The organism is Polaromonas sp. Polasp52 (assembly GCF_059491565.1).
Window position 1 is genome coordinate 116,565 of sequence record NZ_CP168513.1, and the last position, 18,356, is coordinate 134,920.

The window sequence follows — 18,356 nt, forward strand, 5'->3', positions numbered from 1 at the left end:
GCGCCATGGCAGCCAGGTACCAGGGCGTGTTTCCGGTGGTGCCCACCACCTTCACCGACGCGGGCGAACTGGACCTCGCGAGCCAGAAGCGCTGCGTCGATTTCATGATTGACGCGGGATCCACCGGCCTGTGCATACTCGCCAACTTCTCCGAGCAGTTTGTGCTGTCGGACGAGGAGCGCGAGATGCTGACCAGCACCATCCTCCAGCATGTGGCCGGCCGCGTGCCGGTGATTGTGACCACCACCCACTTCGGTACCCGGGTCTGCGCCGAACGCAGCCGCCGCGCGCAGGACCTGGGCGCGGCCATGGTCATGGTGATGCCGCCCTACCATGGCGCGACGATTCGCGTGCCGGAAGAAAAGATCTACGAGTTTTTCGCCACGCTGTCGGCCGCCATCGACATTCCCATCATGATCCAGGACGCGCCCGTCAGCGGCACGCCACTGCCCGCCGCTTTCCTCGCGCGCATGGCCAAGGAAATACGCAACGTCGCCTATTTCAAGATCGAGACACCGGGTGCGGCCTCCAAACTGCGCGAGCTGCTGCGCCTGGGCGACGAGGCGATTGAAGGCCCCTGGGACGGCGAGGAAGCCATCACCCTGCTGCCCGACCTGGAGGCCGGCGCGACCGGTGCGATGACAGGCGGCGGCTACCCCGACGGCATACGCAAGATCATGGACGCCTGGGCGGCCGGCCGGCGCGAAGAGGCCGCGGCCGAGTACACGCGTTGGCTGCCGCTGATCAATTACGAGAACCGCCAGGGCGGCATCCTCACGGCCAAGGCCTTGATGAAGGAAGGCGGTGTGATTGCCTGCGAGGCGCCGCGCCATCCCTTCCCCGCCATGCACCCGGAGGTGCGCAAGGGCTTGCTGGCCACCGCGCGCCGGCTGGACCCGCTGGTGCTACGCTGGGGCAAATAGGCGCTTCAGCCGCCTGCTGTGCAGGCACCGTTTCCTTTCAGGCCCCCATTTTCAGGACATCCATGCCGCTTCGGGAAACACTCTTGCTGGTGCAAAAATGCGCCCATACCTTCAGTTTTTACGACCTCGGCACCGGCCTGGCGCAAAAACACATCGTGCTGCCGAATTTCCCGCATGAGTTCACGGTGGACGCGGCGCGCGGCCTGGCCTATGTGGGCCACTACGGCATAGAGACAGCCAGCCACCTGGGCGACATGGGCGGGCACTCGGTGTTTGTGATCGACCTCGCGCAGCAAAAACACGTGGCCACGCTGAACCTGTGGCCTTACTACCGGCCGCATGGCCTGGCGGTGGATGGCCAGGGGCGGCTGTTCGTGATGTCGGAGGCACACAACGTGTTGCTGCGTTTTTCGAACCCGGCGACAGCCCATGTGCCGGACCTGGCCGTGCCTTCGGGCGGCTACAAGACGCATTTGTTCGCGCTGAGCCGGGACGCGCAGACGGCTTACGCGCTCAACCTGTTGTCCAACACCGTGACCAAGATCAAACCCAATGACCCGACCTTCGCGCCGGTGGCCATGGTGCCGGGCCCGGTGCCCGAGGGCAATGTGCTGTCGGCCGACGAGTCGCTGTTGTATGTGGCCAATCGCGGCGACGACAGCATCGTGGCCGTGGACACGGCGACCATGAAGGTCGTGGCCCGGGGCAAGACGCGGCGCGACCCCAACCGCGTTTACCGCTTCCGCGGCGCACAGGGCGATGAGCTGCTGCTCACCACCAACTCGGGCGAGCATTCGCTCTCGGTCTTCGGCACCGACCTGCAGGAGCAGCGCTGCCTCCCCTTGCCCAGCAACCCGCTGGCCCTGTCCTTCCACCCGGTGGAGCGCGCGGTGTATATCTCTTTCCAGGACGACACGGTGCGCCGGCTGAGCCTGGACAACTTTGAGTTCGGGCAGCAGATCAACACCCTGCGCGAACCCGATTCATCCTACGTCTGGCGGCATTGAGGCCATGATGCCGGCGATGCCCATCGTCGATGCCCACCACCACCTGTGGGACCTGTCGCGCGGCCATTACCCCTGGCTGCAGGAGGCCTACGACCCCGAGGCCTTTTTCCTGGGCGACTACCGCGCCATCTGCCGGGACTTCCTGCCAGCCGACTACCACGCCGCCGCGGGGCCTTGCGAGCTCGTGGCCACCGTACACGTGGAGGCCGAGCGCAGCCGCGACGAGCAGCTGGCCGAAACCGCCTGGCTGCATGAGGTGCATGCACAGCACGGCTTCCCGAATGCCGTGGTTGCCCATGCCTGGTTTGACCGGCCGGACAGCGAGGAACAGCTGCTCGCGCAATCGCGCTTCCCGCTGGTGCGCGGCATACGCAGCAAGCCGGTGACTTCCGCGTCGCCGAACCACAGCGTGAAAGGCCAGGCCGGCAGCATGCAGGACGAGGCCTGGCTGCGCGGTTTCTCGCTGCTGGAGAAATACGGCCTGCGCTGGGACCTGCGCGTGCCGGCCTGGCATTTGCCCGAGGCAGCCGAAGTGGCGGCGCTGTTTCCCAAGGTGCCGATTGTCCTCAACCACCACGGCTTTGCCTGGGACCGCAGCGAAGAAGGCCTCAAGCGCTGGCGCGGCTGGATGCAGACCCTGGCCCGGCAGGAGAATGTGCACGTCAAACTCTCGGAATTCGGCCTGCGCGACCGGCCCTGGGATCTCCAGGAGAACGCGCGAATTGTGTATGAAACGATTGCAATTTTTGGATGGCAGCGCTGCATGTTCGCCAGCAACTTTCCGGTGGCCGGCCTGCGCATAAACTACCCTGACCTGGTGGACAGTGTGGCCGGCATGCTGGCCCAGCTGCCGCCCCACCAGCAGCATGCGATGATGTGCGCCAACGCCCTGCGTTTTTATGCGATTGATGTGACACTGCCTTTGTGACCCTTCTCCCAATCAAGCCCAGCCCCTGGAACCACACCCATGACCACGAAACATGACAACCTCATTGCCGGCCAATGGCTGGCCGGCAACAGCTACAGCCCCAACCTCAACCCCAGCAACCTGGCCGACGTGATCGGCGAGTACACGCAGGCCGACGCGGCCGGCCTGGACGCAGCGGTGAAGGCCGCGCAGGCGGCTTTCCCGGCCTGGTCGACCTCGGGCATACAGGCGCGCTCGGACGCGCTGGACAAGATAGGCACGGAAATCCTCGCGCGCCGCGAAGAGCTGGGCACCCTGCTCTCGCGCGAAGAAGGCAAGACCAAGCCCGAAGGCATAGGCGAGGCTACGCGCGCCGGCCATATCTTCAAGTTTTTCGCGGGTGAATGCCTGCGCCTGTCGGGCGAAACCATTCCCTCGGTGCGCCCCGGCATAGGCGTGGAGATTACGCGCGAGCCCGTGGGTGTGGTCGGCTTGATCACCCCATGGAACTTCCCCATCGCCATCCCGGCCTGGAAGATCGCACCCGCGCTGGCCTTCGGCAATTGCGTGGTGCTTAAGCCCGCCGACCTGGTGCCCGGCAGCGCCTGGGCACTGGCCGAGATCATCTCGCGCTCCGGCATCCCGGCCGGCGTGTTCAACCTGGTCATGGGCCCGGGCCGCGTGATCGGCGATGCGCTGGTCAACCACCCCGGCGTCAACGCCATCAGCTTCACCGGCTCGGTCGGCGTGGGCAGCCGCATCGCCGAGGCCTGCGCGAAGAACCTCAAAAAAGTGCAGCTCGAAATGGGTGGCAAGAACCCGCAAGTCATCCTCGACGACGCCGACCTCACGCAGGCCGTTGAGCTCAGCGCGCAGAGCGCCTTCTATTCCACCGGCCAGCGCTGCACGGCGTCGAGCCGCCTGATCGTGACCGAAGGCATTTACCCGGCTTTTGTCAAAGCCCTGCAGGAACGCATGGCCCGCATCAAGGTCGGTGACGCCCTCACGGCCGGCACCGACGTGGGCCCGGTGTCCTCGCAGGCGCAGCTTGAGCAGGACTTGAGCTATATCGAAATTGGCAAGGCCGAAGGCGCGACCCTGGCCTTTGGCGGCGCGCGCATTCCCTGCCACACCGGCAGCGGCGCCGAAGGTTATTACATGCAGCCGGCCCTCTTCAGCGAGAGCACGGCCGGCATGCGCATCAACCGCGAGGAAATCTTCGGCCCGGTCGCCAGCATCATCCGCGTGAAGGACTACGAAGCGGCTCTCGCCACCGCCAACGACACGCCTTTCGGCCTGTCGGCCGGCATCGCCACCACCAGCCTCAAATACGCGACCCACTTCAAGCGCCACAGCCAGGCCGGCATGGTCATGGTCAACCTGCCCACCGCGGGCGTGGACTACCACGTCCCCTTCGGCGGCCGCAAGGGCTCGAGCTACGGCCCGCGCGAGCAGGGCAAGTACGCGCAAGAGTTTTTCACGACGGTGAAGACGGCCTACACGCTGGCTTGATCCCGCCTCGCGGCCTGCTCGACCAGCGCCAGCAGGTCGGGCAGGCAGCGGGTGGCGAGATCAAAGCGCGCCACCACGGCCTGGCGCGCCGCATGCCCCAGGTGCGCATAGGCGGCCGGGTCGGCAAGGACGTTCACCACGGTTTCGGCCATGGCCCGCACGTCAAAAAAATCAACCAGCAAGCCGTTGACCCCGTGTTCCATGACCTCCTCGACAGGGGCGGTACGGCTGCCAACCACGACACAGCCCGCGCTCATGGCTTCCAGGCAGCTCCATGACAGGACAAAGGGATAGCTCAGGTACACATGACAGCGTGAAACCTGCAGCAGCTGGAGGTAGCGGGCGTAAGGCAGTGTCCCGACAAAATGGACACGCTCCATCGGCAGCTGGCCGCCGACCTCCTTGAGCAGGACTTCGCGCCATGTGCCGCCACCCGCGGGTTTGCGGCCGTAGCTCACCTCGTCGCCCCCCACCAGCACACAATGCGCGCCGGGCCGGGCTTTCAGGATGGCCGGCAAGGCCCGCATGAAGCTGTGGAAACCCCGGTAAGGCTCCAGGTTGCGGTTAATGAATGTCAGGACTTCGTCGCCGGGCTTGAACTGCAAGCCCTTGTCGGGCAATGAAAACAAGGCGCCCGGATCGGGTCGGGCCAGGCCCGTGGCAATGCCGTCGTGAACGACCCGTACCTTGCCGCGGTATTCCTCGGGCACTTGCCGGCGCTGCCATTCGGTGGGCGCATACGCCATGTCCGCAGCGTTCAGCGCGTGCATCAGCGCGGTGTTTTTGAGGCGCAGCACGGCACGCGCCGACAGGCTGGCGGTGTAAAACTCCGGGTCGAAATCACAATCGCTGCCCTGCGCGGAATAGTAGAACTCCGAAAACACCAAAAGCCTGGTGCCCGGCCAGACGTCCTTGCAGAAAAGCGCCTCACCCCAGCCGGGATGCGCCACGATGAGGTCCGGGCTGAAGCCCTGGTCGGCAAGCCCTTGCATGGCCTGCGCGCAGGCCGAGCCGCGCAAGGCCTTGACCTCAAAATCGCGGACCGCCGCGAGCCGGCTGGGCGTTGCCAGGGAGGGCAGCGGGTAGCGCACCACACTAACCCCCTCCACCGGCCGCGGTGTGATACCAAGCCCCACAATCTCGTGTCCCTGGGCCGCGAGGGCCTTGGCCACGTGGACAAACTGCCCCGGAAAGTTCTGGTGGATAAACAGGTAACGGCGCCGCGGTGGTGCTGGCGCTTCACCGGGTTTGGTGCCGGCACCTTCGGAAACGGGAGTCTTGGGCTTCATACATCAATGGCGTGAAAGCTTTCCAGCGGAAAGCCGGGTTGTTGCATGTGGCACGAACCGGGGCACGGGTACCCCGCTCAAGCCTCGAACAACCCACTCTAGGCACCATACATTTAGAAACAACTCCCCTCGTCGGAGCCTGCGCCGGCGGCGCATGGTTAGACTACCTAGCCGGTACAAGGCAGAACGCCTGCGGTATCTCCGTCCTTCCAAGTCCAGGCCTGAACCCCATGCGCCCCCTTCACTCCTCCAAACACCTTCGCACGCTGCTGTTGTCCCTGACCGCGGCTTACTTCCTCACCAGCCTGGGCCACTTCAGCCACAACGCCGAGTTCATCTGCGAGTACCCCAATCTTCCGGCCTGGCTCACCCGCGCCCAGGTCTATGCGGTGTGGGCGGGCATCACCTCCGTGGGTGCGACCGGCCTGCTGCTGATGCGCAAAAAATTCATGGCCACGGGCCTGTTGCTGATAGCCGTTTATGCGGCGCTGGGTTTTGACGGCCTGGGCCACTATGCGGTGGCGCCCATGGAGCTTCATCCCTTGATGGCCAATGTCACGATTCTTTCGGAAGTTGTTGCCGCCGCGCTTTTGTTGCCGGTGGCATTGTGGCTGTTGGCATCACATGTGCTGCGCGACAAAGTGCGGATTCGGCAGCCATGACTTCGCAAGTCATTTTGGTAGACGTCGATGACACTCCGCCCAAACCCACGGCCTATACTGACGATCAGCCCGTGCATGAATGGCGGTTTTTGCCGGCATCTTTATCCGTCGCAGGTTGAAAGTGCTTAAGCGAATAGCCGACCCTGCAAACGCCTCGGCCGAAGAGGCACCTCGCAACAAGCGGCAAGCCGTCCGGCATCGGATCGATGGTGCCCTGCTGGGCTGCGTTTTCCTCCTCCTTGTTCCCGCGGCGCTTTTTGGCCCCATCATCTTTGGCGGTCTTTCCCTGCAAACACTCCCAAGGTGGGCAATACTCACGTCAATCGCCAGCGCCATTCTTGGTGCATGGCACTTGGCAACCTCGGCATTTGCGCTGGAGGAGGACCTGGAATTCATCACCACCTATTTCCAGGCGCAGGATGCAGCACCCGTCGTACTGCCCTTCGCCCTCTACGTTGGCACAAGATCGATATACCGCCGCTTCTTCACGCCTGCGTATGTCGCGCGGCAACGATGGCTGGCCAGGCGCGATGCAAGGAAACGAATTGATATCCCGGTGGATGAAGTGCGGCCGCATGGGAAATCTTTCCCGGACACCATTCCAGACGAGCCCTAGCTCCCTGGCCTTTGTTGCACCGCTCTCCCCGTTTTTCTCGGGATTGCAGCCAGACCGCGTCATTGGTCAAGTGTCACCTTGGCGGTCCGGATATAACTGCCCCACCGGTCATATTCGCTGTTGTAGAAACGCTGGTAGGCCGCGGGTGACATCTGTTCGATCACCATCGTCATTTTTTTCATCACTTCCGCCACTTGCGGCTCGGCAATCGTGGCTGTGATGGCCGCATTCAGCTTGTTCACGATGTCCGTCGGCGTGCCCGAGGGCGCCAGGAATCCCAGCCAGGGGCCCATGTCGATTTCAACGCCAAATTCCTTGAGCAGGGGTGTGTCGGGAAAGCCCGGTAGCCGCTCGCGCGCGGTGATGGCCAGGATTCGAACCGTTCCGGCCTTGACGTGCTGATCGGCCACCAGCACGGGAACAATGGAGCAGTCCACCTGGTTGGCCAATTGCGCCTGCATCAGAGGCGCTGTACTGTTATAGGGTATATGCAGCAGGTTCACTTTGGACTTCTGCTTCAAGGCCTCCATGATGATCTGGCCTGAACTTCCCAGCCCCCAAGGACCCGAATGTCAGCGGCTCTTTCGCCTCCTTGGCCGTCTGCAGAAACTGGGCGAAACTTCGAGCCGGGTTTGAAGCGTGGACAACAAGAGCCAGCGGCGTGAAGCCAATGGGTGCCACCGCCACGAATTCCTTCTTTGCGTCGTAAGGCGGCGTCTTCAGAATGTGGGGTGCAATCGAATGAGAGTCCGCGGTTCCATAGACCAGCGTGTATCCATCGGGGGCGCTCCGGGCGGCGGCAAGGCTGCCTATGGTCCCGATGGCGCCGGGCTTGTTGTCGACAATGACAGGCTGTCCCAGTCGCTGCGCAAGCGAAGGCGCCATCGCCCTCACCAAGGCATCGCCGCCGCCTCCAGCCGCCCACGGCATGATGATCTTGACCGGGCGCGAAGGATAGGCCTGCGCTTGGGCCAGGGCTGCCAGCGGTGTTGCCGCCGCTGCCAAGCCCCCGAGCCCGAACAGGGCTGCCCTGCGATTCATTTCATTCTTCATGATGTCTCCTTGATAGGGCGCTGGTCAGTGCCAGCTGGTTTTTCGTAACGCGATTGATATAGGGCGACGCAGTCCGTGTGCAGACGATCAGCTCACAGTCCTTTGCTCTGCAGCCAGCCAAACAGCACCTGTGCAATGTCATCGCTGTTGTCCTCGATCATGAGCATGTGCCCGTTGCCCTTGATGCCCAGGTCCGGAAGCCAGATGGAATCGGCTGCCAGGTAGTCGGCCAGCTTCTGGTCGATTGACCTGGGATGGCGCGGGTCGTGCTCACCGGTGACGACCAGGAGCGGCCTTTGGGCGACCACCGATGGTTCACGGATGGCCAAGCCTTGGCCGCCGATGTTGAATCGTTCGTTCAGGACATTCGGGCTCTCGGCAACCACTGTCGCCGCATAGGCATCAAAAGCGGCTTGGGGGAAGCGAGGCGCATTGGCCCAAAAATCCCGGATGAAGGCCCGATGAGCCACGACGGGACTGTCCCGTGGTGCATACACCGGGCAGCCAGCCTCTTTGTCCTGCGCCAGCGATCCCACCAGCGCCGGATCGTCAGGCAGTACATCGACCAGATTGGCCGGCGCCCCCGGCGCGACGCCGATCACCGCACCCACTTTGTCCGGCAGTGTTTCGGCCATCCACCACGCGGGCGGACCGCCCGCCGAATGGGCAATGACAATCGCCGGCCCCACCGCTTCAAGCAGTGTCCCGAGGGCCGCGGCGGTGTCCAGCGTTGTCAGTTGAACGATGTTCCCGACACCCGGTGAATACCCGTGGCAAGGCCAATCCGGCACGTAGACCTCATGCCCGCGTGCGGCAAACAGCCAAGCCCAGCCGTCCCTGCCGTCGGGCGTTTGCAGGTAGCCCTCACCGGTGTGGAAGCCTCCGTGAATCATGACAACCGGCAACCGCCTGCACGCATTCGGCACGGCAGGCACATGGGCGACGTGGATAGGATGGCTCGCCGTACCCAGCCGCAGGCTCATGGGTTCCACCCTGGTGTTTCGCGTCTCGGCAATGGTTGGGCAAAAGGACATGTACGCTTTCATCAAACAATTAACCAGGGCACGAAGGCCGCGTTTTGGTTTGATGCGAGTCTAATCCCAATTAGTTCCATATGGAACCAATTGGGACATGGTATTTTCCCTAGCCGGTGTCGATGGTGCCCACCCCGGCTCTCTGGCATCACATGGCTTCGATTGGTACCATTTACAACTTGCGAGGCAAACCAGGCCTTCGTCGCGCCACAGACACATCCATCAAACCAAAAATGACCCGCCACCAACCCTTGAGCGACATCCTTCATGATGTTTCGATCCCCTATGCCTACAAGCTGGGGTACATGATCAACAACTACCGTGAGCCCTCGTTTCGATCCATCGAGGTCAAGTACGGCCTGACCCGTCCGGAGATACTGTCGCTCATCCTTCTCCATTACAGAGACGGTGTCTCGGCATCGGACATCTGCGACTTCTCGGGACACCTCAAGAACAACATCAGCAGGGCCATCACCGCGCTGGAGAACAAGGGACTGGTCCGCCGCGAAACCAGCAAGGAAGACCAGCGCCGCCAGGTGATCTACATCACAGCCAGCGGCCGTCGGATGCACAACAAATTCATGCCGGGCCTGGTGGAGCGGGAAAAGGTCATGATGGAATGCCTGTCCTGCAGCGAGCAAGAGCAACTCAGGCACCTGCTGACCAAGCTCTGTGCGCATGCACCGGCCTGGAGGGATGAGGAACACGTGTGAAACGGCCGGAAAAACCAGGGGCATGTGGCAACACTTCGCACACCTGCTCACAATCCAGCATGCAGTAAGCTCCCGTCATGAACCATCCCCTGCGCTGCCAATGCGGCACCCTACGCGGCCACGTCAGCCACACCGAATCCGTATGCCGCGGCGTTTGCTACTGCAAAGACTGCCAGGCCTATGCGCACTTCCTGGGCAAGGCGGACGAGACTCTCGATGAGATGGGTGGCTCGGACGTGGTCGCCACGCTTCCCCAGCATGTCACTTTCACGCAAGGTGTCGAGAAGCTGAGCTGTATGTCGCTGAGCGACAAAGGCATGCTGCGCTGGTATGCGAGCTGCTGCAACACGCCTGTCGGCAACACCTCGCGCGACTTCAAGGTTTCGCATGTCGGCTTGCTGCACAACTGCCTGCGGGATTCTTCGACCAGCCTGGACAGCGCTTTCGGTCCGGTGCGCATGCGGGTCGGCATGAAGAGTGCCAAGGGCACACCCAAGGCCATGGCGCTCAGCACCACGGTGGCCATCCTCCAGTTCATGGCTAGGCTGCTGCGCGCCAGGCTGGATGGCAGCTACACGAAAACGCCCTTCTTTGACCCGGAGACGGGAACGCCACGGGTATCGCCCAAAGTGCTCACGCCCGATGAGCGCGCCCGCCTGATGACGGCCGTTTAAGACCGCACCGTATCCGCCACGCGCTCGGCGCAGCGTTTCGCCTGGGCCGCGTCGCGGGCCTCGACCATCACGCGCAGCAGCGGCTCGGTGCCGCTGGCGCGTATCAGCAGGCGGCCGGTATCGCCGAGTTCGGCTTCCACGGTTTTGCTCATGTCGGCCAGGGGCTTGCTGCTCTTCCAGTCCTGGCCGGGCTTGAGGCGCACATTGATCAAGGTCTGCGGGAACAACACCACCTCGCTGAGCAGCTGGGCAATGGTCTTGCCGCTGCGCACGCAGGCCTGCAGCACCTGCAGCGCGCTGATCAGGCCGTCGCCGGTGGTGTGCTTGTCGAGCGCGAGCAGATGGCCGGATCCCTCGCCGCCCAGCAGCCAGCCGCGCTTGTCGAGCTCTTCGAGCACATAGCGGTCGCCGACCTTGGCGCGCACGAACTCCACGCCCTTCTTCTTCAGCGCGACCTCGACGGCCATATTGGTCATCAAGGTGCCAACGGTGCCGGGCACTTTTTCGCCGCGCGCCAGGCGCTCGTTGACCATCAGGAAGAGCACTTCGTCGCCGTTGAAGAGGCGGCCCTCGGCGTCCACCATCTGCAGGCGGTCGGCGTCGCCGTCCAGCGCAATGCCGTAGTCGGCCTTGTAGGCCTGCACGGCCTTGATCAGCGCCTCGGGATGCGTGGCGCCGACCTCGTGGTTGATGTTCAGGCCGTCGGGCGCGCAACCTATGGAGATGACCTCGGCGCCCAGTTCATGGAACACCATGGGTGCGATGTGGTACGCCGCGCCGTGGGCGCCATCGACGACGATCTTCAGGCCCTTGAGCGTGAGGTCGTTGGCAAAAGTGCTTTTGCAAAATTCGGTGTAGCGGCCGGCCGCGTCATCCAGGCGGCGCGCCTTGCCCAGGGTGGCCGAGTCGGCCCAGACGGGCGGCTCTTCAAGCGCGGCTTCCACAGCCAGCTCCCAGGCGTCGTCGAGCTTGGTGCCCTGGGCGCTGAAGAACTTGATGCCGTTGTCGGGGTAGGCGTTGTGGCTGGCGCTGATGACCACGCCCAGGCTGGCGCGCTGGGCGCGTGTGAGGTAGGCCACCCCGGGCGTGGGCAGGGGGCCCAGCAGCACCACGTCGACGCCGGCCGAGTTAAAGCCCGATTCGAGCGCGCTTTCGAGCATATAGCCCGAGATGCGCGTGTCCTTGCCGATCAGCACCGTGGGGCGGGTTTCGGTCCTGCGCAGCACGCGGCCCACGGCGTGGGCCAGGCGCAGCACGAAGTCGGGGGTGATGGGCGGCTGGCCCACCGTGCCGCGGATACCGTCGGTGCCGAAGTATTTTCTGGTCATGGCGTTTTGTCCCTGTGGAGCTTGTTGTTCTGCAAATGTGGGGCTATTTTAGGCGGCGCCGCCCTGCCCGGCTGTCAGTCAAAACCTCAACGAGCGGCGGCCCACACTTTGAGTGCCTGAACGGTTTCCTTGACGTCATGCACACGCACGATGCGCGCGCCGCGGTCCACGGCCAGCAGGGCCGCCGCGATGCTGGGCACCATGCGGTCGGCCACGTCGAGCTGGGCCACGGCGGCCAGCGAGGTGCTGGTGACAGCGGCCAGGGACGACTTGCGCGACCAGGCGGCCAGCAGCGGGTAGCCGGCGGCCAGGAATTCCTGCTGGCGCGCCAGCAGCGCGAAGTTCTGCGCCACGGTCTTGCCGAAGCCTATGCCCACGTCGAGCACGATGCGCGACCTGGCGACGCCGGCGGCCAGCAGGCCGGCCGCGGCGGCTTCGAGGAAGCCGCGCACCTGCGGCACCACGTCGCCCTCCATGGGCGCGACCTGCATGGTCTGCGGCTCGCGGTGCATGTGCATGAGGCAGACGCCGCAGTTGGGGTGCGCAGCCACCACCTCGGCCGCGCCGGGTTTGCGCAAGGCCCAGATGTCGTTGATGACGTCGGCGCCCAGGTCCAGCACGGCCTGCATGACCTCGGGCTTGTAGGTGTCCACGGACAGCGGCACACCCAGGGTGGCGGCATGGCGCACCACGGGCAGCACGCGTGCGAGTTCTTCTTCCAGCGGCACGGGCGGCGCGCCGGGCCGCGTGGACTCACCGCCTATGTCCAGCATGTCGGCGCCATTCTTGAGCAGCTTCTCGCAATGGGCGAACACGCTGGCAAAGCCGCTGCCTTCGCTGAAGTACTTGCCGCCGTCCGAAAAAGAATCGGGCGTGACGTTGACGATGCCCATGACCCGCGGCTTGGCGAGGTCGATTTGGAAGCGGGAGGTTTGCCAGATCATGGTTTGTCCTCGGAAATAAAAAACCGGGGACTGGCCCCGGTTGTGGTGACGGCTGCCCGGCAGCCCGTCATGCTGTGTCCGTCGCCGGGCCTCAGGCCACCGTGGGCGCCGGGTCGGCGCTGACGGCCGGCGTGCCGCCCGAGGGGCCGCCGCCACCGCCGACGGAGGAGTTGCGCGGCGTCCAGTCCTTGGGCGGGCGCGGCTCCTTGCCGGCCATGATGTCGTCGAGCTGGTCGCCGTCTATGGTTTCCCATTCGAGCAAGGCCTTGGCCATGGCGTGCATCTTGTCCTGGTTGTCCTCGATCAGCTTGCGCGCCAGGGCGTATTGCTGGTCGATGATGCGGCGCACCTCGCCGTCGACCTTTTGCAGGGTCGACTCGCTCATGTTATTGGTCTTGGTGACCGAGCGGCCCAGGAAGACTTCGCCTTCGTTCTCGGCGTAGACCATGGGGCCCAGGGCCTCGGTCATGCCGTAGCGCGTGACCATGTCGCGCGCCAGCGCGGTGGCGCGCTCAAAGTCGTTGCTGGCGCCGGTCGTCATCTGGTTCATGAAGACTTCCTCGGCGATGCGGCCGCCGAACAGCATGCTGATCTGGCTCAGCATGTACTCGCGGTCGTAGCTGTAGCGGTCCTGCGCGGGCAGGCTCATGGTCACGCCCAGCGCGCGGCCGCGCGGGATGATGGTGACCTTGTGGACCGGGTCGCACTTGGGCAGCATCTTGCCGAGCAGCGCGTGGCCGGACTCGTGGTAGGCCGTGTTGCGGCGCTCTTCCTCGGGCATGACCATGCTCTTGCGCTCCGGGCCCATGAGGATCTTGTCCTTGGCTTTTTCGAAGTCCTGCATCTCGACGGTGCGTGCATTGCGGCGCGCGGCCATCAGGGCGGCTTCGTTGCAGAGGTTGGCGAGGTCGGCGCCGGACATGCCGGGCGTGCCGCGCGCGATCACGCTGGCGTTCACGTCCTGGCCCAGCGGCACCTTGCGCATGTGCACATTGAGGATCTGCTCGCGGCCGCGGATGTCGGGCAGCGTCACATAGACCTGGCGGTCGAAGCGGCCGGGGCGCAGCAAGGCAGCGTCCAGGATGTCGGGGCGGTTGGTGGCGGCCACCACGATCACGCCGACATTGGTTTCGAAGCCGTCCATCTCGACCAGCATCTGGTTCAGGGTCTGCTCGCGTTCGTCGTTGCCGCCGCCCAGGCCGGCGCCGCGCTGGCGGCCGACCGCGTCGATTTCATCGATGAAGATGATGCAGGGGGCGTTTTTCTTGGCGTTCTCGAACATGTCGCGCACGCGGGCCGCGCCCACGCCGACGAACATTTCAACGAAGTCGGAGCCGGAAATCGAGAAGAAAGGCACTTTGGCCTCGCCGGCGATGCCCTTGGCCAGCAGGGTCTTGCCGGTGCCCGGGGGGCCGACCAGCAGCAAGCCGCGCGGAATGCGGCCGCCCAGTTTCTGGAATTTCTGCGGGTCTTTGAGGAAGTCGACGACTTCCTTGACCTCTTCCTTGGCCTCGTCGCAGCCCGCGACGTCGGCGAAGGTGACGGGGTTGGTGGACTCGTCCAGCATGCGCGCCTTGGACTTGCCGAAGCTGAAAGCCCCGCCCTTGCCGCCACCCTGCATCTGCCGCATGAAGTAGATCCACACGCCTATCAGCAGCAGCATGGGCCCCCAGCTGATCAGCAGCGAGGTGAGGAGGGAGGTTTCTTCGCGGGGCTTGACGTCGAACTTGACGTCGTTGGCGATCAGGTCGCCGACCAGGCCGCGGTCCAGGTAGGTGGCCGTGGTGCGGACCTTGCGGTCGTCCACGGTGGTGGCCGAGATCTCGGTGCCGCCCTGGCCTTCGGCGATGGTCGCCTGCTTGATGCGCTTGCCGCGCACTTCTTCCAGGAACTCGGAGTAACCCAGGTAGTTGGAACCGGCGCCGCCACGTGTATCAAATTGCTTGAATACGGTGAACAGCACCATGGCGATCACCAGCCAGATTGCAATTTTGGAAAACCACTGATTGTTCAAGGACTACTCCGGTGTAAGAACAAAAGTCACATGCGCCTGATTTTAGGCCTTTCAAGGGCCAAAACAGCTTAACCCGGTCCCGGCCCCTGGTTTAAAGCGGGATTAAGGGAAAGTCCGTGGCTTTAGGCACGCTTTTTCAGCCCCCGGCCTATCAGAAAGGTTTCCGATGAGCCCGGTCGCGAGGCTTTGGGCTTGAGCGGCTTGACGACCTTGAAGGTGTCGCGAAACAGCTTGACCAGCTGGTCATAGCCGCTGCCGTGGAACAGCTTGACCACCAGCGTGCCGTCCGGCTTCATGCGGTTCTGGGCGAATTCCACAGCCAGCTCGATCAAATGGGCGATGCGGGCCGCATCGGCCGACTCGATGCCCGAGAGGTTGGGCGCCATGTCCGAAATCACCAGGTCCACCTGGACCTGGCCGTCGGGGCCGGCCAGGGTGTCCTCCAGCTGCTGCAGCACCTCGGCCTCGCGGAAATCGCCCTGGATAAAGGTCACGCCCTCAATCGGCTCCATGGGCAGCAGGTCCAGCCCGATGATGCGGCCGTTGAGCGTGCCGGCCGCCGCGCCCGCGGGAGACAGCTTGCGCCGCACGTACTGGCTCCAGGCGCCGGGTGTGCTGCCCAGGTCGACCACACAGTCGCCGGGCTTGACCAGGCCGAAGGTTTCGTCGATTTCCTTCAATTTGTAAGCGGCGCGGGCCCGGTAGCCCTCTTTCTGGGCGAGCTTCACATAGGGATCGTTGATGTGCTCGTGCAGCCAGGCCTTGTTGACTTTTCCCTTGCCGCCGGCCTTCACGGCGGTTTTGCCGGCCGCCTTGGCGGCGGCCTTGGCATCGGTCTGGACGCCGGGCTTGAAACCGGTCTTGGCATTTACTTTCATGGGGCCTATTGTCCTCTCCCGGACTCGCCCGATAATTGGGCCATGGCTCAAATACAACTTACCCCCGCCCAGCGCAAGGACCACCGCGCCGATGCCCACCACCTGAACGCAGTCGTGATGATAGGTTCCGACGGGCTGACCCCCGCCGTCAAGAAGGAAACCGACGCGGCGCTCAAGGCCCATGGGCTCATCAAGGTGCGGGTGCTGTCGGACGACCGCGCCGGCCGCGAGGAGATTTTCCAGACCCTGGCCGACGAACTCAATGCCGCGCCCATCCAGCATATCGGCAAGCTGCTGGTGCTCTGGCGCCCCATGCCGCCCAAGGAAAAAAAGGTCAACGAGGACCGCATGCCCGGCCCGCGCGACGTCAAGGTGCTCAAGAACAGCTCGCGCCACGGCCAGCGGCCCGAGGTCAAAACCCTGCGCGTGCTGGGCAACCAGCGCCTCACGCCGGGCGGCACCGTCAAGCGGGCCAAAAAACCGCAGCTCAAGAGCGTCAAGAAAAGCGCGCAAGGCTGAGCCCCGCCGCAGGCCGCCGACCGGCGGCCCCGGGCCAATCACCCCGATAGCGACATTCTTCTTGCCGGCCGTGCGGAGCGGCCTTTAGATTCGAGACTTCCGCCCACAGCTACAGCCATGACCAATCCCCTCCTCGACTTCTCCGACCTCCCCCTGTTTGACCGTATCCAGCCCGAACACGTGGGCCCCGCCGTCGACGAACTGATGGCCAAGGCCGATACGGCCCTGGAAACCGTCACCGCGGCGGATTTCCCGGCCACCTGGGCCGGCATCGCCCGCGTGCTGGACGTTGCCACCGAGAACCTGGGCCGCGCCTGGGGCGCCGTGAGCCACCTCAACAGCGTGGCCGACACGCCCGAGCTGCGCGCCGCCTACAACGCCGCCCTGCCGCGCGTGACCGAGTTCTGGACCCGCCTGGGCGCCGACGAGCGCCTCTACGCCAAATACAAGGCCATTGACGTGGCCACCCTGAACGCCGAGCAGCGCCAGGCCCACAAGAATGCGATCCGCAATTTCGTGCTCTCGGGCGCCGAACTGCAGGGCGCGGACCGCGAGCGCTTCGCGCAAATCCAGGAGCGCCAGGCCGAGCTGAGCCAGAAGTTCAGCGAAAACGCCCTGGACGCGACCGACGCCTTCGCCTACTACGCCAGCGAAGCCGAGGTCACCGGCATTCCGGCCGACGTGCTGCAGACCGCGCGCGCCCAGGCCGAGGCTGAAGGCAAGGCCGGCTACCGCCTGAGCCTGAAGATGCCGAGCTACCTGCCCGTCATGCAGTTCGCCGCCAGCGGCAAGCTGCGCGAGACCTTGTACAAGGCCTACACCACACGCGCCAGCGACCAGGCCGCGCCCGAGTTCAGCCAATTCGACAACAGCGCCATCATGAAAGAGATCCTGGCGCTGCGCCTGGAGGAAGCCCGGCTGCTGGGCTACCGCAATTTCGGCGAAGTCTCGGTGGTGGCCAAGATGGCCCAATCCCCCGACGAAGTGATCAGCTTTTTGCGCGACCTGGCGCGCCGCGCCCGCCCCTTTGCCGAAAAAGACGTGGCCGACCTGCGCGCCTTCGCCGCCGGCCAGCTCGGCATGGCCGAACTCCAGCCCTGGGACTACGCCTACGTCGGCGAAAAACTCAAGGAAGCGCGCTACGCCTTCAGCGAGCAGGAGGTCAAGCAGTACTTCACCGCGCCCAAGGTGCTGGCGGGCCTGTTCAAGATCGTCGAGACCCTGTTTGAAGTCGCCATCCGCAAGGACTCGGCCCCGGTCTGGAAACCCGGCGTGGAGTTCTACCGCATTGAACGCAATGGCGAACTCGTCGGCCAGTTCTACCTCGACCAGCCGGCCCGTACCGGCAAGCGCGGCGGCGCCTGGATGGACGACGTGCGCGCGCGCTGGCTGCGCCCCGACACCGGCCAGCTGCAAACCCCGGTGGCGCACCTGGTCTGCAACTTCGCCGAGGGCGTGGGCGGCAAACCCGCGCTGCTCACGCACGACGACGTGACCACGCTGTTCCACGAATTCGGCCACGGCCTGCACCACATGCTGACCCAGGTCAACGAACGCGACGTCTCCGGCATCAGCGGCGTCGAGTGGGACGCGGTCGAGCTGCCCAGCCAGTTCATGGAAAACTTCTGCTGGGAATGGGACGTGCTCAAGCACATGACGGCGCATGTCGAGACCGGCGCGCCGCTGCCGCGCGCGCTGTTCGACAAGATGCTGGCCGCCAAGAACTTCCAGAGCGGCATGCAGACGCTGCGCCAGGTCGAGTTCTCGCTGTTCGACATGCTGCTGCACACCTCACACAAGCCGGCCGACGACCTCATGGGCCTGTTGAACGAGGTGCGCCGCGAAGTCGCGGTGATCCCCTCGCCGCCCTACAGCCGCACCGCGCATACTTTCAGCCACATATTTTCGGGTGGTTACGCCGCCGGGTATTACAGCTACAAATGGGCGGAAGTCCTGTCGGCCGACGCCTACGCCGCCTTCGAGGAAACGGCGACAGCCGCGCCCTCGCCGTCGGGCGACGATGGCGGCAAGACCACGGTCACGGTGGAAACCGGCCGCAAATACCGCAAAGCCATCCTGGAGGCCGGCGGAAGCCGCCCGGCCATGGAGTCCTTCAAGGCCTTCCGGGGCCGCGAACCCTCGATTGATGCTTTGCTGCGTCATCAGGGTATGGCCTGACGCCGTCAAAACGCCTAAAACGTTGTGAGACTTCCAGGGCCTGCGTTAAGCTTGCCCTTTGAGTTTGCTCTTTCCGCCACCCCGTACCTGAGACGACTGGAACAC

18 protein-coding genes are annotated in these 18,356 nt (G+C 64.4%); 10 read left to right on the top strand and 8 right to left on the bottom strand.

Translation table 11 applies throughout. The annotated features are described in order from the left end of the window. Positions 1 to 5: 5 nt before the first annotated feature. The 4 genes from ACEN9P_RS00560 to ACEN9P_RS00575 all read left to right on the top strand — a co-directional run bounded on the left by ACEN9P_RS00560 (position 6) and on the right by ACEN9P_RS00575 (position 4,349). Positions 6 to 923 (top strand): dihydrodipicolinate synthase family protein, encoded by a 918-nt coding sequence (locus ACEN9P_RS00560; RefSeq protein ID WP_495622113.1) that lies wholly within the window; start codon positions 6 to 8, stop codon positions 921 to 923. 62 nt (positions 924 to 985) lie between these two features. Beyond that, positions 986 to 1,930: a YncE family protein gene (locus ACEN9P_RS00565; protein WP_495620797.1), complete on the top strand. Its 945-nt coding sequence runs from the start codon at positions 986 to 988 to the stop codon at positions 1,928 to 1,930. A gap of 4 nt (positions 1,931 to 1,934) precedes the next feature. Further along, positions 1,935 to 2,858: an amidohydrolase family protein gene (locus ACEN9P_RS00570; RefSeq protein ID WP_495620798.1), complete on the top strand. Its 924-nt coding sequence runs from the start codon at positions 1,935 to 1,937 to the stop codon at positions 2,856 to 2,858. 39 nt (positions 2,859 to 2,897) lie between these two features. After that, a complete protein-coding gene (locus ACEN9P_RS00575; protein WP_477701209.1) occupies positions 2,898 to 4,349 on the top strand; it encodes an aldehyde dehydrogenase family protein in 1,452 nt (483 codons plus the stop codon). Here ACEN9P_RS00575 and ACEN9P_RS00580 read toward each other — a convergent pair. After that, positions 4,334 to 5,638 (bottom strand): glycosyltransferase family 4 protein, encoded by a 1,305-nt coding sequence (locus tag ACEN9P_RS00580; protein ID WP_495620799.1) that lies wholly within the window; start codon positions 5,636 to 5,638, stop codon positions 4,334 to 4,336. The two genes, ACEN9P_RS00575 and ACEN9P_RS00580, sit on opposite strands and share 16 nt — an antisense overlap. Positions 5,639 to 5,868: 230 nt before the next feature. Here ACEN9P_RS00580 and ACEN9P_RS00585 point away from each other — a divergent pair, with 230 nt between their 5' ends. Together ACEN9P_RS00585 and ACEN9P_RS00590 are read left to right on the top strand one after the other, a co-directional pair. Further along, entirely contained in the window at positions 5,869 to 6,300 is a 432-nt protein-coding gene (locus ACEN9P_RS00585) for a hypothetical protein (protein WP_495620800.1), read from the top strand. A 79-nt stretch (positions 6,301 to 6,379) separates the two neighbouring features. Then, entirely contained in the window at positions 6,380 to 6,916 is a 537-nt protein-coding gene (locus tag ACEN9P_RS00590; protein WP_495620801.1) for a hypothetical protein, read from the top strand. 59 nt (positions 6,917 to 6,975) lie between these two features. Here ACEN9P_RS00590 and ACEN9P_RS00595 read toward each other — a convergent pair whose 3' ends face one another. From ACEN9P_RS00595 to ACEN9P_RS00605, 3 genes are all read right to left on the bottom strand, one after another. Further along, on the bottom strand, positions 6,976 to 7,446 hold the full coding sequence (locus ACEN9P_RS00595; protein ID WP_495620802.1) for a Bug family tripartite tricarboxylate transporter substrate binding protein: 471 nt from the start codon (positions 7,444 to 7,446) through the stop codon (positions 6,976 to 6,978). Beyond that, the gene (locus tag ACEN9P_RS00600; protein ID WP_495620803.1) at positions 7,394 to 7,969 is read right to left on the bottom strand and encodes a Bug family tripartite tricarboxylate transporter substrate binding protein; all 576 of its coding nucleotides are present in this window, start codon (positions 7,967 to 7,969) and stop codon (positions 7,394 to 7,396) included. The genes ACEN9P_RS00595 and ACEN9P_RS00600 overlap by 53 nt, the downstream gene beginning before the upstream one ends. 92 nt (positions 7,970 to 8,061) lie before the next feature. Further along, positions 8,062 to 8,952 (bottom strand): alpha/beta fold hydrolase, encoded by an 891-nt coding sequence (locus ACEN9P_RS00605; protein WP_495620804.1) that lies wholly within the window; start codon positions 8,950 to 8,952, stop codon positions 8,062 to 8,064. A 284-nt stretch (positions 8,953 to 9,236) separates the two neighbouring features. On the opposite strand from ACEN9P_RS00605, the gene ACEN9P_RS00610 reads away from it, so the two are divergent. Beyond that, the gene (locus tag ACEN9P_RS00610) at positions 9,237 to 9,716 is read left to right on the top strand and encodes a MarR family winged helix-turn-helix transcriptional regulator (protein ID WP_495620805.1); all 480 of its coding nucleotides are present in this window, start codon (positions 9,237 to 9,239) and stop codon (positions 9,714 to 9,716) included. A 77-nt stretch (positions 9,717 to 9,793) separates the two neighbouring features. Next, entirely contained in the window at positions 9,794 to 10,390 is a 597-nt protein-coding gene (locus ACEN9P_RS00615; RefSeq protein ID WP_495620806.1) for a DUF6151 family protein, read from the top strand. Here the strand turns inward: ACEN9P_RS00615 and glmM are convergent. The 4 genes from glmM to ACEN9P_RS00635 form a co-directional block, all read right to left on the bottom strand. After that, on the bottom strand, positions 10,387 to 11,718 hold the full coding sequence (gene glmM / locus ACEN9P_RS00620) for a phosphoglucosamine mutase (protein WP_495620807.1): 1,332 nt from the start codon (positions 11,716 to 11,718) through the stop codon (positions 10,387 to 10,389). The two genes, ACEN9P_RS00615 and glmM, sit on opposite strands and share 4 nt — an antisense overlap. 86 nt (positions 11,719 to 11,804) lie before the next feature. Continuing rightward, the gene (gene folP, locus ACEN9P_RS00625) at positions 11,805 to 12,662 is read right to left on the bottom strand and encodes a dihydropteroate synthase (RefSeq protein WP_495620808.1); all 858 of its coding nucleotides are present in this window, start codon (positions 12,660 to 12,662) and stop codon (positions 11,805 to 11,807) included. Positions 12,663 to 12,753: 91 nt separating this feature from the next. Continuing rightward, positions 12,754 to 14,676, bottom strand: a complete 1,923-nt coding sequence (gene ftsH, locus ACEN9P_RS00630; protein WP_477662046.1) for an ATP-dependent zinc metalloprotease FtsH — start codon at positions 14,674 to 14,676, stop codon at positions 12,754 to 12,756. A 122-nt stretch (positions 14,677 to 14,798) separates the two neighbouring features. Then, a complete protein-coding gene (locus ACEN9P_RS00635) occupies positions 14,799 to 15,554 on the bottom strand; it encodes an RlmE family RNA methyltransferase (protein ID WP_007873984.1) in 756 nt (251 codons plus the stop codon). 42 nt (positions 15,555 to 15,596) lie between these two features. On the opposite strand from ACEN9P_RS00635, the gene ACEN9P_RS00640 reads away from it, so the two are divergent. Next, entirely contained in the window at positions 15,597 to 16,073 is a 477-nt protein-coding gene (locus ACEN9P_RS00640) for a YhbY family RNA-binding protein (RefSeq protein WP_007873983.1), read from the top strand. A 117-nt stretch (positions 16,074 to 16,190) separates the two neighbouring features. After that, positions 16,191 to 18,251 carry a M3 family metallopeptidase gene (locus tag ACEN9P_RS00645; RefSeq protein WP_495620809.1) on the top strand — a complete coding sequence of 687 codons (2,061 nt, stop codon included), beginning with the start codon at positions 16,191 to 16,193 and terminating at the stop codon, positions 18,249 to 18,251. Positions 18,252 to 18,356 lie beyond the last annotated feature (105 nt).